Below are 14,675 nucleotides of genomic sequence, written 5' to 3'. Positions count from 1 at the left end.
TGTACTCAATCCTTTGCCACGGAGGGGGAAAAGAGTTGCGCCAGATGCACCACCACCGTGATGGCGCAGGCAAACGGCAGGGCCAGATAGACCGTGCCGGCGGAGACGTCCAGCGCCGGGAGGGTCTGGTCTTTCGTGAGTTCGGCGAGCTGCCAGCCGGCGTACCCGAGCACGGCCAGGCCGACGATGATCAGTGCCTGGTTCAGGCGCTCGATGGCGGCGAGCACGCGCGGCTTGCGCACCATGAACGGCAGCAGCCCCGCCATGAGGTGCGAGCGTTCGAAGCTGCACGTGACGCCGCCTATGAACGCCGACCAGACGAGCACCAGGCGGGGCAGTTCCTCGGCCCAGTGCGGCGTGGCATGCAGCACGAAGCGGGCGTAGACCACGTAGCTGATCAGGATGGCCAGCAAGGCCACCGCCAGCGCGGCGGCGGTCTTGCTGGCGCCCGACAGGAGGGCGGACAGGCGGCTCAGCATCACTGGCCCTCGCGGTACTTCTGCACCAGGCCCATCAGCTCCGGGCCATAGACGGCCGAGTAGGTCTTCCACACGGGCTCCACGGCGGCGGCGAAGGCCTTCTTGTCGACTTCGTTGACCTGCATGCCTTTCTCCTTGAGCTGGGCGACGAGCTGGGCATCGCTGTCGGAGATCATCTTGCGCTGGGCGTCGCGCCATTTGTCGGCGGCGGCCTGCACGACCTTGCGGTCTTCGGGCGAGATGCGGTTCCACACCGGCTTGGAAATGATCAGGCTGGCCGGACCCCAGACGTGGCCGGTGAGCGACAGGTACTTCTGTACCTCGAAGAAAGACGAGGTGTAGATGATGGAGAGCGGATTCTCCTGGGCATCGAAGACCTTCTGCTGCAGGGCCGAGTAGAGTTCGCCGAAGGCCAGCGGCGCGGGGTTGGCTCCCAGCGCGGTGAAGGTGTCCAGGCGCATCTTGTCCGGCGTGACGCGGGTCTTCATCCCCGACAGGTCGGCCGGGGTATTGACCGGTCCACGATTGTTGGTGAGATGGCGAAAGCCGTTTTCCCACCACGAGATGATGACGAGGTTCTTCTTCTCGGCCAGCTGCGCCAGCGCCTGGCCCAGGTCGCCGTCGTAGGCCTTGTAGGCCTGCTGCACGGTAGTCCACGTGTAAGGCAGTTCGACGATGCCGAACTTGGGCTCGACCGGCTGGAGCGATCCCGAGCCGATGATGGCGGCGCCCTGGCTGCCGATCTGCAGGCCTTCGACCATGGTCTTCTCGTTGCCGAGCTGGCCGCTGGGGAACAGCACGAAGTTCACGCGTCCTGCGGTCTTTTCCTTGACCTCGGCGGCGAAGCCTTCGGCCGCCTTGTTCCAGCTGTGGTTGGGTGCCAGCACGTGGCCGAGCTTGATGTCCAGTGCGTGGGCCGCCTGCGGCGCGATGCCGGCCAGCGTAAGCAGGGTTGCGCCCAGCAGGGCGCGGAATGTCGGGGGAGTGCGTGTCATGGTGAGACTCCGGGATCAGGGTGGAAGGTTGGCTGGGGAATGACGAGCCGGTGGCGGAGCCACTGGCGGTAGTCGTGGATGTGGCCGGCCATGGCCGGCGGCGGATGTCGGCGGCGGCGTTCAGCGCATCGCCATCGTCCCGAAGTCCTCGCGCAGCCGCGCCAGGATGCCGACCAGGTGGTCGTGCATGGCGTGGCGCGCGCGGATGGGATCGCGGTCGGCGATGGCTTCAAGGATGCGTTCGTGCTCTTTCCGGGCTTCGCTCCAGACCCGGGTGGTGACGAAGTGCTCTTCCAGGCGGTGAAACACCGGACTCAGCGTGCTGAGGTGCCAGATGTGGGAAATGGCCGCCGCCAGCGCGGCGTTGCCGCAGGCCGTGCCGATGGCGCCGTGGAAGGCGCGGTCGTGCCGGCTGGGCGAGTCGGTGAGCGACATGGCGTCGTGCGCGGCGCGGATGGCGGCGATCTGGGCGGGGGAGGCCTTCTGCGCGGCCAGCGCCGCGCATTCGGGTTCGAGCAGCAAGCGGGCCTCCAGGAGATCGAACGGCCCGATATCGGCCACTTCGGTATCGGCGGCGGCTTCGGACACGGCCGTGGACTGCTGGTACTGGCCCTGTGCGCGGCCGGCGGGGCGGGGTTCGGGGCGGGACGCGCACACGAATACGCCGGTGCCCACGCGCACTTCCACGTAGCCTTCGATTTCCAGGGCGATCAGGGCCTCGCGCACCGAGGCGCGGCTGACCTGCAGCTGCTCGGCCAGCTCGCGCTCGGCAGGCAGCCGCCCGCCCGGCGGGAAGTCGCCCGCCTGGATGCGCTGGGCGATCTGGTCGGCAATCATGCGATAGAGGCGGGTGGGTGTGACGGCCTGTAGGGAGCTCATGGATGCAGGAAAACGTAGTGGAATACGAGCCATCTGGCTGCCTGGTGGCCCAGTGGTCAGGCCACTATACGAGGCGCCGGCCGCACTTCGCCATTGGGGGAAGCGATATAGGGGTAATCCATGAGGGTCGAGGCCCGGAGCGCCGACGGCGGCATCGGCCACCGGGTTCGCTAACATACGCAGCTGGCACGGCCGTCCTGGCCTGCGCCATACCGGAGGCCGCGATGTCCCACCCGCAGCGAGAACCCCGCCTGGATTTCGTCACCTGCGCCAGCCCCGCCGGCCTGCATCGCATGGCGTACTGGGAGTGGGGCGATCCGCACAATGCAGAGGTGGTGCTGTGCGTGCATGGGCTCACGCGCACCGGCCGCGATTTCGACGAGCTCGCGCAGCGGCTGGCCCCGCGGTTCCGCGTGGTATGCCCGGACGTGGCCGGGCGCGGGGATTCCGACTGGCTGGCCAATCCCTCGTTCTACACGGTGCCGCAGTACGTGGCCGACATGGTCACGCTGCTGGCCCGACTGCGACCGGCTTCGCTGCGCTGGGTCGGCACTTCCATGGGCGGCCTGATCGGCCTGGCCTTCAGCGGCGCGCTGTCCATGGCCAGGCTCATGCGCCTGGCCCGCCCGCGCACAGGCGGGCTGCCGGCCGACGCCGGGCTGCGGCTGGCGGGCATGGTGCTCAACGACGTGGGGCCGCGCCTGGGTGGGCCGGCCCTGCAGCGCATCAGTCAATATGTGGGCCGCCCGGCGGAATTCGGTTCCTTCGAGGAGGCCGTGCGCGCCACGCGGGAGGTCGCGGAGACGTTCGGTCCTCACACCGACTCGCAATGGGAGACCCTGGCGCGGCGCGTCTATCGGGAGGCGCAGGATGGCCGGTGGGTCAAGCACTATGACCTCGCGATTGCCGCGCCGCTGGCAGCGCAGACGCCGGACGCCTACGCCATGGGCGAACAACTGCTGTGGCAGGCCTACGACGCGCTGGAATGCCCGGTGCTCATCGTGCGCGGCGCCGAGTCGGACCTGCTGTCGTCGGCAACCGTGGCCGAGATGCTGGCGCGCAATCCTCGGGCACGGGCCCTGGAAATCCCGGGCGTGGGGCACGCGCCCACCCTGATGGATCCGCAGCAGATCGAACCGGTGGCTGCCTTCCTCGAGGCGTAGGCGCGGCGGCGGTTGCGTGCCGGCGAGCGGTCGCCGGGGCCTGGACGACGCAACTACAATAGGGCGATGCACAATGCCCTTTCCAACGTAGACCTGCACTGCCACTCCACCACGTCGGATGGCCTGTATTCCCCCACCGAGGTGGCGCGCCGTGCGCGCGACAACGGCGTGGACGTCTGGGCGCTCACCGACCACGACGAGATCGGTGGCCTGGCCGAGGCGGCGCAGGCTGCGCGCGATTGCGGCCTGCGCTTCATCACGGGCGTGGAGATCTCCGTAACCTGGGCCGCCCAGACCGTGCACATCGTGGGCCTGAATTTCGACCCCGCCGATGCCACGCTGGCGGCAGGCCTGCACCAGACCCGGGCGGGCCGTGCCGCCCGCGCCCGGCGCATGGGCGAGCGGCTGGCCGAAATGGGCATGCCGGGCGCATATGAAGGCGCGCTGCCCTTTGCCGGCAATCCGCAGCTCATCGGCCGCACGCATTTTGCGCGCTATCTGGTGGAGGCCGGGTATTGCCCCGACGTGCAGACGGTGTTCAACAAGTACCTGGGCGACGATTGCCCGGGGCACGTGCCCATGCAATGGGCCACGCTGGAGCAGGCCATCGGCTGGATCCGCGGCGCGGGCGGGCGGGCGGTGATCGCGCATCCGGGCCGCTACAAATATACGCAGACGCAGTTCGACGCCCTGTTCGATGCGTTCCTGCAACTGGGCGGCGAAGGCGTGGAGGTTGTCACCGGCAGCCACACGCCCGAGGAGGCGCGGCGCTATGCGGGCGTCGCGCGCCGATACGGCATGCTGGCCTCGCGCGGCTCTGACTTCCACAGCCCGAAGGAAAGCAAGGCCGACCTGGGCATGCTGCCCATGCTGCCGCACGACCTGACGCCGGTATGGCACGACTGGCTTTGATGCCGGGCTTCACCCTGTAGGCGATGCAATCATGAACAAGGCTTTCGTCAAAGAGTCCGACCGGGACGACGAGGACGACCTGCCCGAAGCGCAGGCGCTGCCGGCCGGCACCCGCAACTACATGACGCCCGAAGGCTACGCGCGCCTGCGCGACGAACTCACCCACCTCATGACCGTGGAGCGGCCGGCGGTGGTGCAGGTGGTGTCGTGGGCCGCCTCCAACGGCGACCGCTCCGAGAACGGCGACTACCTCTACGGCAAGAAGCGCCTGCGCGAGATAGACCGGCGCATGCGTTTTCTCACGCGCCGCCTGGACATCGCCGAAGTCGTGGATCCGGCCCGCCAGCCCAACCGCGACCAGGTCTTCTTCGGCGCCACCGTGCTGTACATGGACAAGGCGGGCGAGGAACGCACCGTGACCATCGTGGGCGTGGACGAGGCCGAGCCGCTGGCCGGCAAGATCAGCTGGATCTCGCCGGTGGCGCGCGCCCTGATCAAGGCGCGCGAGGGCGATACGGTCACGCTGCGCACGCCCGGCGGCATCGAGGAGATCGAGATCCTCGAGGTGCGCTACCCCGAACCGCACTGAAATCCGGCTGCCGGCATGGCCGGCAACCTGCCGGGCGCCGAATGAAAAAACGGGCGCCGGCTTTTGGCCGGCGCCCGCCGCGTTCCGGGGCTTCTGCGAACCCCACCGCTATGGCGGCTCGCGCCGCCTCCCCCTTGGGCTGCTGCTTATGGCTTGCGCGCCGCGATCGCCTTTTCCGCCATCTCGACCAGGTCCTTGCCGATCTGCGTTTTCCACTTGTCGTAGACCGGCTTGGTGGCGGCGACGAATTCGGCGTGCTGCGCCGGCGTGAGCGCGGTGACCGTGACGCCGTGGCCCTCGATCTCCTTCAGCAGGGAAGGGTCCTCGGGGGTGACGCCCTTGCGCGCGATCTGCACCTGCTGGCGGCCCGCCTCGATGGCGGCCTGGCGCACGATCTCGCGGTCCTGTTCCGACCAGGACTGCCAGACCTCGCGGTTGACCACGAAAATGAGCGGGTCGGCCACGTAGTTCCACAGTGTCAGGTACTTCTGCGCCACGTTGTACAGCTTGGCGCCGGTGTAGATGGACAGGGGGTTCTCCTGGCCGTCGACCGCGCCGCTGGCCAGGGCCGGCTGCGCGTCGGCCCAGCTCATCTGCGTGGGATTGGCGCCCAGCGCGGTGAACGTATCGATGTACAGGGGCGAGCCCACCACGCGCAGCTTCAGGCCCTTCATGTCGGCCGGACCCTTGATTTCCCGCTTGGAATTGCTGAGCTGCCGGTACCCGTTCTCGCCCCAGGCCAGCGGCACCACGCCCGCCTTCTCGACCCGTTCGAAGATCGCCTTGCCCACTTCGCCCTGCACCAGGGCGTCGATGGCGGCGTAGTCGGGCATCAGGAAGGGCAGGGAGAACAGGTTGAGCTGCTTGATCTGCGGCGACCAGTTGATGGTGGAGCCCACGGCCATGTCGATCACGCCCTGGCGGATGGCCGTGAATTCGCGCGTCTGGTCGCCCTGCACGAGCGAGGTGCCGGGATAGACCTTGATGTTGATGCGGCCGTCGGTGCGCTCGCGCACCAGCCTGGACCAGATCTCGGCGCCCTGGCCCCAGGGGAACGTGGTGCCCACCACGATGGAAAGCTTGTATTCCGCCTTGTAGTTCTGGGCCTGGGCGGGCAGGGCGGCAAGCGTCGCGGCGGCGCACAGCACGGCGCCCGCGAGCAATTTGAAGCCTGGCATGATGTTGTCTCCTCTTTGTGTTGTCATGTGTGTGAACGACCGGCTCAGTATCCGAGTTCGTGGGGCAGCCACAGCGCCAGCTGCGGAAAGGCAAGCACCGCGACGACCACCAGCATCATCGAGGCCAGCATCCATACCACCCAGGGCACCGTGGCCTCCATGGGCACCCGCGCGATGCGGCAGGACACCATCAGGTTCACGGCCAGCGGCGGGGTGAACTGGCCCAGCGCCACCTTGAGCGTGAGGATCACGCCGAACCATACCGGGTCCCACCCGTAGGCGTCGGCGATGGGCATGAGCAGCGGCACGAAGATCAGGAAGATGGAGATGCCGTCCAGGAACATCCCCACGGTCATGAGCAGCAGCACGATCAGCGCCAGCACGCCCCATTCGCCCAGCCCCGAGCCCACGATGGCGCGGGTGATGGGGTCGATCACGCTCAGGGTGGAAAGCGCCCAGGCGAAGATCCCCGCCAGCGTCACCACCATCATGATCACGGCCGACAGTTCGGCGGCTTCGCGCAGGATGGGGAACAGGTCGCGCACGCCCATCGTGCGGTGGATGAACATGCCGACGAAGAGGCCGTAGAACACCGCAACCACCGCGGCCTCGGTGGGCGTGAACCAGCCCAGCCGCATGCCGCCCAGGATCAGCACCGGCGCGGCCAGGCCCCAGGCGGCACGCCGCAGGCTGGCCCAGAAGGGCGGCCGCGGCAGGTGGGCTTCCTGCGTGCCCATGCCGTGGCGCCGCGCCAGCCAGACGGCGGGCACGATGAGCGCGATGCCCGTGAGCATGCCGGGCACCATGCCGGCGGCGAAGAGCGCAGGCACCGAGGCGCCGGGGACCAGCACGGAATAGATGATGAAGGCGATGGAGGGCGGGATGAGGATGTCGGTGGCCGCGCCCGCCGCGACCACCGATGCGGAGTACGCGCCTGGATAGCCGGCGCGCGACATGGCCGCGATCATGACGGCGCCCACTGCGGCGGCACAGGCCGGACCCGAGCCGGAAATGCCGCCGAGGAACATGGCGACCAGGACGGTCACCATGGGCAGCATGCCGGGGCCGCGGCCGACCACCGCCACGGCGAAGTCCACCAGCCGCCGCGCCACGCCCGAACGGTCGAAGATGGAGCCCACGAGCACGAACATGGGGATGGCCAGCAAGGGATACTTGGCCAGGCCTGCGTAGAAGTTCTGCGGCACGGCCAGCAGGCCGAACCAGGGCGTATCGAGGTTGGACAGCGCAATGGCCACGGTGCCGGCCAGGCCCAGCGCCACGCCCACCGGCACACCGATGAGCATCAGCGCCGCGAAGGCCGCGAACAGCAGGGCGGCGATCATGGGCGCGGCCCGTCGTCGCCGCGCCATAGGCGCCGCAGCACGCCCAGCGTGCGCAGCGCGATGGCCGCCGCCATCAGCGGCATCCACGCCGAGTACCACCAGCTGGGCACGCCGATGGCGGGCGAGGTTTCCTCGTAGATGAATTCGTCGTGGACCAGCCGCACCGACAGCACGGTGAGCAGCACGAAGAACACCAGCACGCAGGACTGGGCCGCAATCGCCATGCGCCGCCGGCGCTGCGGGGTGCCGCCGTCGGCAAGGATCTCGATGCGCACATGGCGGTTGCGCACGAAGGCGGCGCAGCCTCCGGCCATGGTGAGCACGATGAGCAGAAAGATGGAGATTTCCTCGGTCCAGGCGAACGACTGGTCGGTGAAGTAGCGCACCAGCACGTTGGCCAGCGTGATGAGCGCAAGCAGCGCCAGCACCGATACGGCCAGCCAGTCCTCCAGGGCCAGTGGGATCTTCACGGCCGGTTCCGGTTGTTCGGGGAGGATGGGTTCGACGGGTTCTGGGCGGGCCTCGGGCAGCGACATCGGATACAGCAGGGCTAGCTTGGGATGGGAAGGGATGCTAACGGCGGTTGGCCGGGGCGTTACTTCGTGTTTTCCCGCGGTGCGGGCTGCGCGCAACATGCTGCGGGGCAGCACGCGCCTTCCCGCCACGGCAGGGATGGGCGCACCCGGACCGTATGCGCAGGGCGCCATGCCGGCTTGCGCGGTGCAGCAAGCGCGCCGCCACGGTATGCCGACTTTTTTGTAACAGGCGCCGGGCGAATGGCCGGCCAGGATGCCGGCGGCCGGGGAAGGGCACGCCGTAAAGGTAAAATCACGCTTTGATTCTCTCTTCCTACGGCGCTCGCATCGTGTCATTCGTCCAGCATCTGCCCGGTTCCTCCGTTCTTTCCGCATTCCGTCGCGAGCGCCTGCTGGCGCAACTGAAACAGGCAGGCCTGCCGGTGGCCGATGTGTCGGCACGCTACGAACACTTCGTCAGCACCGAAACCGAGCTCGATGCCGAGGCCAGCCGGCGCCTGGCGCAACTGCTGGACTACGGCACGCCCGCGCCGGCGGAAGCGCCGCCGAAGAGCCTGTCGCTGCTGGTGATTCCCCGTCTGGGCACGGTCTCGCCCTGGGCCAGCAAGGCCACCGACATCGCCCGCAACTGCGGCCTCACCCAGGTGCACCGCATCGAGCGCGCCTTGCGCTACACCCTGGTGCCCGAGCGCGGAATGCTCGGCGCCAAGTCCTTCGATGCCGACGCGCTGGCGCGCGCCGCCGCCTGCCTGCACGACCGCATGACCGAAACCGTGGTCGACGCCAGCTTCGACGGCAGCGCGCTGTTCCAGACGCTGGCAGGCAAGCCCATGCGCACCGTGCCCGTGCAGCAGCAGGGGCGCGCGGCGTTGGTCGAGGCCAACGCCACGCTGGGGCTGGCCCTCTCCGACGACGAGATCGACTACCTGGCGGCGTCCTTCGGCGCCCTGGGCCGCGATCCTACCGACGTCGAACTGATGATGTTCGCGCAGGCCAACAGCGAGCACTGCCGCCACAAGATCTTCAACGCGCAGTGGGTCATCGACGGCCAGCCGCAACCCGACACCCTGTTCGGCATGATCCGCGCCACCCACAAGGCGCAGCCCGCAGGTACGGTGGTGGCCTATTCCGACAACGCCGCCATCATGGAGGGGGGGCCCGCGCAGCGCTTCCAGGCCGGGCTGCCGGGCGAGGGCGCCGGCTCTACGTACGTGCGCCGCGACACGGTGGTGCACACGCTCATGAAGGTGGAAACGCACAACCATCCCACGGCGATCGCCCCGTTCCCCGGCGCCTCCACCGGCGCCGGCGGCGAGATCCGCGACGAGGGCGCCACCGGCCGCGGCTCCAAGCCCAAGGCGGGCCTCACCGGCTTCACCGTATCGCACCTGCGTTTCCCCGACGCCATGCAGCCCTGGGAAGCCGACCATCACGGCCTGCCCGAGCGCATCGCCTCGCCGCTGTCCATCATGATCGACGGCCCGCTGGGCGGCGCCGCGTTCAACAACGAATTCGGCCGGCCCAACCTGCTGGGCTATTTCCGCAGCTTCGAGCAGAGCGCGGGCGGCACGCGCTGGGGCTACCACAAGCCCATCATGATCGCCGGCGGCCTGGGCACCATCGACGCCGGGCTCACCCACAAGGAAGGCCTGCCTCCCGGCGCGCTGCTGATCCAGCTCGGCGGCCCGGGCTTTCGCATCGGCATGGGCGGCGGCGCCGCCTCCAGCATGGGCGTGGGCAGCAACGCGGCCGACCTGGACTTCGATTCCGTGCAGCGCGGCAATCCCGAGATCGAGCGGCGCGCCCAGGAAGTCATCGACCGCTGCTGGCAGCAGGGCGAACGCAATCCCATCCTGGCCATCCATGACGTGGGCGCGGGCGGCCTGTCCAATGCCTTTCCCGAACTCGTCAACGACGCCGGCCGCGGCGCGGTGTTCGACCTCAAGCGCGTGCCCGTCGAAGAGTCCGGCCTGTCGCCGGCCGAGATCTGGAGCAACGAGTCGCAGGAGCGCTACGTGCTGGCCATCCTGCCCCAGGACCTCGACCGCTTCGATGCCATCGCCCGGCGCGAGCGCTGCCCGTATGCGGTGGTGGGCGTGGCCACCGAAGAGCGTGCGCTGCGCGTGCTCGACGGCGAAGGCGTGCCCGGGCTGGACGAGGTGCGGCCGCAGGCCGGGGGCGAAGTGCGTCCCGTGGACGTGCCCATCGACGTGATCCTCGGCAAGCCGCCGCGCATGACGCGTGACGTGCAGCGCCTGCCGGGCGTATCCGAGCCGCTGGATCTCGCCGGCATCGACCTCACCGAGGCCGCCTACCGCGTGCTGCGGCATCCCACGGTGGCCAACAAGACCTTCCTCATCACCATCGGCGACCGCACCGTGGGCGGCCTGTCGAGCCGCGACCAGATGGTGGGGCCCTGGCAGGTGCCGGTGGCCGACTGCGCCGTCACCCTGGCCGACTACGAAGGTTTCCGCGGCGAGGCCATGGCCATGGGCGAGCGCACGCCGCTTGCCATGATCGACGCGCCTGCCTCGGGCCGCATGGCCGTGGCCGAGGCGCTCACCAACCTGGCCGCGGCCGACGTGGCCCGTCTCGAGGACATCAAGCTGTCGGCCAACTGGATGGCCGCCTGCGGCGTGCCGGGCCAGGATGCCGCGCTGTACGACACCGTGTCGGCAGTCAGCCAGCTGTGCCAGGCCACCGGCCTCTCCATCCCGGTGGGCAAGGACTCGCTGTCCATGAAGACCTCCTGGGAGCAGGACGGCGAGGCGCGCCAGGTGGTGGCGCCCGTGTCGCTCATCGTGACGGCCTTCGCTCCCGTGGCCGATGCGCGCAACAGCCTCACGCCGCAGCTGCGTACCGATGCCGGCGACAGCGCGCTCATCCTCATCGACCTGGGCCGCGGCCTGCATCGCATGGGCGGCTCGATCCTGGCGCAGGTCTACAACCAGGTCGGCACCAGCGTGCCCGACATCGACGTGCCGCAGGATCTGCGGGCCTTCTTCATCACGATCCGCACGCTCGCCGAGGCGGGCGTCATCCTGGCCTACCACGACCGCTCCGACGGCGGCCTGTTCGCCACCGTCGTGGAGATGGCGCTGGCGGGCCGCACCGGCGTGTCGGTCAACCTCGACATGCTGACCTTCGATCCGGACTCGGCCGACTGGGGCGACTACAAGATCCGTCCCGAGCAGGTGGCGGTGCAGCGCCAGGAGCTCACGCTCAAGGCGCTCTTCTCGGAAGAGGCCGGCGCCGTCATCCAGGTGCCGCTCGCGCAGCGCGACGCGGTCATGCAGGTGCTGCGCGGCGCCGGGCTGTCCAAGTATTCGCACGTCATCGGCGGCCTGAACGGCGCCGACGAGGTCGAGTTCTACCGCGACGGCAGGAAGGTGTGGGGCCAGCCGCGCGCCGAACTGGGCCGTGCCTGGAGCGAGGTCAGCCACCGCATCATGGCGCTGCGCGACAACCCGGCCTGCGCGCAGGCCGAATTCGACACCTGGCTCGACACGGCCAATCCCGGCCTGTCGCCGCGCGTGGCGTTCGATCCGCAGGAAGACGTGGCGGCGCCGTACATCGCCACGGGCAAGCGTCCGCGCGTGGCCGTCCTGCGCGAGCAGGGCTGCAACAGCCAGGTCGAGATGGCCTGGGCCTTCGATACCGCGGGTTTCGAGGCCGTGGACGTGCACATGACCGACCTGCTCGCGGGGCGCATCGACCTGGCCGGCATGCAGGGCCTGGTGGCCGTGGGCGGCTTCAGCTATGGCGACGTGCTGGGCGCGGGCGAGGGCTGGGCCCGCACCATCCGCTTCAACCCGCAGCTGGCCGACCAGTTCGCGGCGTACTTCGCGCGGCCCGATACCTTCGCGCTGGGCGTGTGCAATGGCTGCCAGATGATGGCCGCGCTGGCACCCATGATCCCGGGCGCGGAGCACTGGCCGCGCTTCACGCGCAACCAGTCCGAGAAGTATGAGGCGCGCCTGTCGCTGGTGGAACTGGCCGATTCGCCCTCGATCTTCTTCGCGGGCATGGCCGGCACCCGGGTGCCGGTGGCCGTCGCCCACGGCGAAGGCTATGCCGACTTCTCGCAGCAGGGCGATGCCCAACGCGTGCTGGCCGCCGCGCGCTTCGTCGACAACTACGGCCAGCCCACCGAGGCCTATCCTTACAACCCCAACGGCAGCCCGGGCGGGCTGACGTCCGTCACCACCGCGGACGGACGCTTCACCGTGATCATGCCGCACCCCGAGCGCGTCACGCGCAATGTGATGATGTCCTGGGCGCCCGCCAAGTGGGGCGAGGCCGACAGCGGCGGCGCGTACACCCCGTGGATGCGCATGTTCCGCAACGCCCGCGTCTGGGTGGGTTGAGGCGGCGTTCCGCGGATGCCGGGCACGGAGGTGCCTGGCGTTCCGGCAGGGCCGTCCAGGCGGGTTCAGCGGGCGAATGACTCCAGCTGCCTGCGCCCGAACACCACCTTCAGCTGCCGGTCGGGGGCAATGCCCTTCAGCGCGTCCGTCATCGCTTCCAGCATGGCCATGGCCGCCGGGCTCAGGGTGCGGGCGCGGGGTTTGACGACGTAGAGTTCGCGACGCAATGCGGGCTTGCCCAAGGGAACGTAGCGCAGTCCGGCGGCGACCAGCGGCCGGGCCGCCATGGCGGGGAGCGCGGCATAACCCAGCCCGCGCGCCAGCAGCGGGTATAGCGAGGGCATCGTCCCGACCTCATAGGCAGCCCGCTTGAACTGTATCGGGATGCCCGGATGCAGGTCCAGCAATGCCCGGATCCCGTTCGAGGGATGCAAGGCAACCATGGTGTGCGGTGCCAGCCGGCTCCATGGCATCGGAGTCGACTGCTCCGCCGCGAGCGGATGGCCGGGAGCGAAGACGGCGCCGTAGACATCGATCAGCACGAGTGCGGTGTCCACCTCGGGAACCGGCTGGAACAGCGTGGTGATGCCGAAGTCGGCTTCGCCGGACAACACCATGCGGCACACCCCTTCAGTCGTCTCTTCCCGCATGCGGACCCGGATGCCGGGATATTGCTGCGCCATCTGCACCACGGCCGGAGAGAGCACATAGTTGATGAACGAGGCGGCGGCCGCCACGATCACCGAGCCGCGTTGCCGCGTGGCTCCCAGCCGCAGCGTCTCCAACGACTCGTGCAGGTCCCGCAGCATGCGTTCGGCGGCCGGCAGGAACTCGCGGCCATGCGCGGTGAGCATCACGAAACGGGTGGACCGGTCGAGCAGCCGCATGCCGATCTCATCTTCCAGGATCTTGATGGACGCGGTCAGCGTGGACTGGGTCACGTGCAGCCTGGCGGAGGCGCGCGTGAAGCTGCGTTCCTGCGCCACCGTGACGAAGGCCCGCAGCTGCTTCAGGGTGATGTTGCCTGGATTCATATATCGCTCGGATGGATAAGCCTATCAATATTATTCGTTGGAACGAAGGCAGCGATGCCAATAGACTTCTTTCGAATCGTCCGGCAGGAGCCGGCCCCCGAGAGGAGACATCATTGCAAGCTGCTATCGATACCCCGCGTGGAGACATCCCGGCACGCATCGATGGGCCAGCCGCCTGGCGCGGTTCCGACATGGCGGAACAGGGCAGCTGGATCGAAACGCTGACTGACGGCGAGATCGCCGAAGTCGATTCGGCCATCCGCGCTTTCGGACGTTCAGGCCTCGGCTTCGCCGAGATCAATGCCGAGACGTTTCCCTTGCCGACGCTCGGCCCTCGCCTGGAGGCCATGCTCCACGACGTGCTGGAAGGGCGGGGGTTCGTCCTGATACGCGGATTTCCGGTCGAGCGCTACAGCACCGAAGAAGCCGCCATGGCTTATCTCGGCATGGGCGCGCGCTTCGGCAGCTTCCGTTCGCAGAACGCCAAGGGCCACCTGCTCGGCCACGTGCGCGATACCGGGGCGGATATCCGCAACCAGGGCACGCGCTACTACCAGACCAACCGTCAACTCGAATACCACACGGATTCCTGCGATATTGTCGGACTGATGTGCCTCAAGACGTCCCGTTCCGGCGGCGAGAGCCGCATCGTCAGTTCGGTGTCCGTCTACAACGAAATGATGGCGCGCCGGCCGGAGCTGGCGCAGCAGCTGTTCCATCCATTTCCCACCGATCGCCGCGGCGAAGTGCCCGAAGGCGCAAAGCCCTGGTTCGACATCCCCGTCTTCAACTGGCACGGCGGCAAGCTCACCACCATCTATGTCGGACAGTACATACGCAGCGCGCAGGAAAACTGCCCCGAGGCACGGCGCCTGACGCAGTCGGAATGGGAGGCGCTTGCCATGATGGACAGCCTGTCGAACGATCCCGCCTTGTGCCTGCAGATGGAGTTTCGTCCTGGCGACATGCAGTTCCTGCACAACCACCAAATCCTGCACTCGCGCACCGATTTCGAGGACTGGCCGGAACCCGAGCGCAAGCGCCATCTGTTGCGGCTCTGGCTGGCGCCCGCAAACGGCCGGCCCCTGCCTCCGTGCTTCGCTGCCCGGTACGGCTCCATTACGCCAGGCGATCGCGGAGGCATCATCGTCAACGGCACGCGGCTTACCTTTGCGCTGGCGCCCGCCTGATCGCCGGGAA

General features: G+C 68.6%; 12 protein-coding genes. 5 read left to right on the top strand and 7 right to left on the bottom strand.

The genetic code is table 11. The annotated features are described in order from the left end of the window. Window positions 1-5: 5 nt before the first annotated feature. From ACYBYQ_RS11325 to ACYBYQ_RS11315, 3 genes are all read right to left on the bottom strand, one after another. Complete coding sequence (locus ACYBYQ_RS11325) at window positions 6-479, bottom strand: TRAP transporter small permease (protein WP_459614294.1); 474 nt, start codon at window positions 477-479, stop codon at window positions 6-8. Beyond that, window positions 479-1,474, bottom strand: coding sequence for a TRAP transporter substrate-binding protein (locus ACYBYQ_RS11320; RefSeq protein WP_459614293.1), 996 nt, complete (start codon window positions 1,472-1,474; stop codon window positions 479-481). The genes ACYBYQ_RS11325 and ACYBYQ_RS11320 overlap by 1 nt, the downstream gene beginning before the upstream one ends. Window positions 1,475-1,594: 120 nt before the next feature. Beyond that, window positions 1,595-2,353 (bottom strand): FadR/GntR family transcriptional regulator, encoded by a 759-nt coding sequence (locus ACYBYQ_RS11315; RefSeq protein ID WP_459614292.1) that lies wholly within the window; start codon window positions 2,351-2,353, stop codon window positions 1,595-1,597. 224 nt (window positions 2,354-2,577) lie between these two features. On the opposite strand from ACYBYQ_RS11315, the gene ACYBYQ_RS11310 reads away from it, so the two are divergent. The 3 genes from ACYBYQ_RS11310 to greB all read left to right on the top strand — a co-directional run bounded on the left by ACYBYQ_RS11310 (window position 2,578) and on the right by greB (window position 5,017). After that, a complete protein-coding gene (locus ACYBYQ_RS11310; RefSeq protein ID WP_459614291.1) occupies window positions 2,578-3,516 on the top strand; it encodes an alpha/beta fold hydrolase in 939 nt (312 codons plus the stop codon). 66 nt (window positions 3,517-3,582) lie between these two features. Next, window positions 3,583-4,428 carry a 3',5'-nucleoside bisphosphate phosphatase gene (locus tag ACYBYQ_RS11305; protein WP_459614290.1) on the top strand — a complete coding sequence of 282 codons (846 nt, stop codon included), beginning with the start codon at window positions 3,583-3,585 and terminating at the stop codon, window positions 4,426-4,428. Between the two features lie 31 nt (window positions 4,429-4,459). Then, window positions 4,460-5,017: a transcription elongation factor GreB gene (gene greB, locus ACYBYQ_RS11300; RefSeq protein ID WP_459614289.1), complete on the top strand. Its 558-nt coding sequence runs from the start codon at window positions 4,460-4,462 to the stop codon at window positions 5,015-5,017. A 146-nt stretch (window positions 5,018-5,163) separates the two neighbouring features. Here the strand turns inward: greB and ACYBYQ_RS11295 are convergent, their stop codons facing one another. From ACYBYQ_RS11295 to ACYBYQ_RS11285, 3 genes are read right to left on the bottom strand one after another with little or no spacing between them, the layout of a single operon-like run. Then, a complete protein-coding gene (locus ACYBYQ_RS11295) occupies window positions 5,164-6,195 on the bottom strand; it encodes a DctP family TRAP transporter solute-binding subunit (RefSeq protein ID WP_459614288.1) in 1,032 nt (343 codons plus the stop codon). Between the two features lie 44 nt (window positions 6,196-6,239). Beyond that, the gene (locus ACYBYQ_RS11290; protein WP_459614287.1) at window positions 6,240-7,538 is read right to left on the bottom strand and encodes a TRAP transporter large permease; all 1,299 of its coding nucleotides are present in this window, start codon (window positions 7,536-7,538) and stop codon (window positions 6,240-6,242) included. Then, on the bottom strand, window positions 7,535-8,074 hold the full coding sequence (locus ACYBYQ_RS11285) for a TRAP transporter small permease (RefSeq protein ID WP_459614286.1): 540 nt from the start codon (window positions 8,072-8,074) through the stop codon (window positions 7,535-7,537). The genes ACYBYQ_RS11290 and ACYBYQ_RS11285 overlap by 4 nt, the downstream gene beginning before the upstream one ends. 329 nt (window positions 8,075-8,403) lie before the next feature. Between ACYBYQ_RS11285 and purL the strand changes: the two genes are divergently transcribed. After that, window positions 8,404-12,441, top strand: a complete 4,038-nt coding sequence (gene purL, locus ACYBYQ_RS11280; RefSeq protein WP_459614285.1) for a phosphoribosylformylglycinamidine synthase — start codon at window positions 8,404-8,406, stop codon at window positions 12,439-12,441. Window positions 12,442-12,506: 65 nt separating this feature from the next. On the opposite strand, the gene ACYBYQ_RS11275 is transcribed toward purL, so the two are convergent. Further along, complete coding sequence (locus ACYBYQ_RS11275) at window positions 12,507-13,475, bottom strand: LysR family transcriptional regulator (protein ID WP_459614284.1); 969 nt, start codon at window positions 13,473-13,475, stop codon at window positions 12,507-12,509. Between the two features lie 11 nt (window positions 13,476-13,486). Here ACYBYQ_RS11275 and ACYBYQ_RS11270 point away from each other — a divergent pair, with 11 nt between their 5' ends. Beyond that, the gene (locus tag ACYBYQ_RS11270) at window positions 13,487-14,665 is read left to right on the top strand and encodes a TauD/TfdA family dioxygenase (protein ID WP_459614283.1); all 1,179 of its coding nucleotides are present in this window, start codon (window positions 13,487-13,489) and stop codon (window positions 14,663-14,665) included. The last annotated feature ends 10 nt before the right edge of the window (window positions 14,666-14,675 follow it).

The sequence above is a fragment of the Bordetella sp. 2513F2 genome (assembly GCF_054642735.1).
The sequence above is the reverse complement of the archived record's forward strand: the minus strand, read 5'-3'. Positions and strand labels throughout refer to the sequence as shown.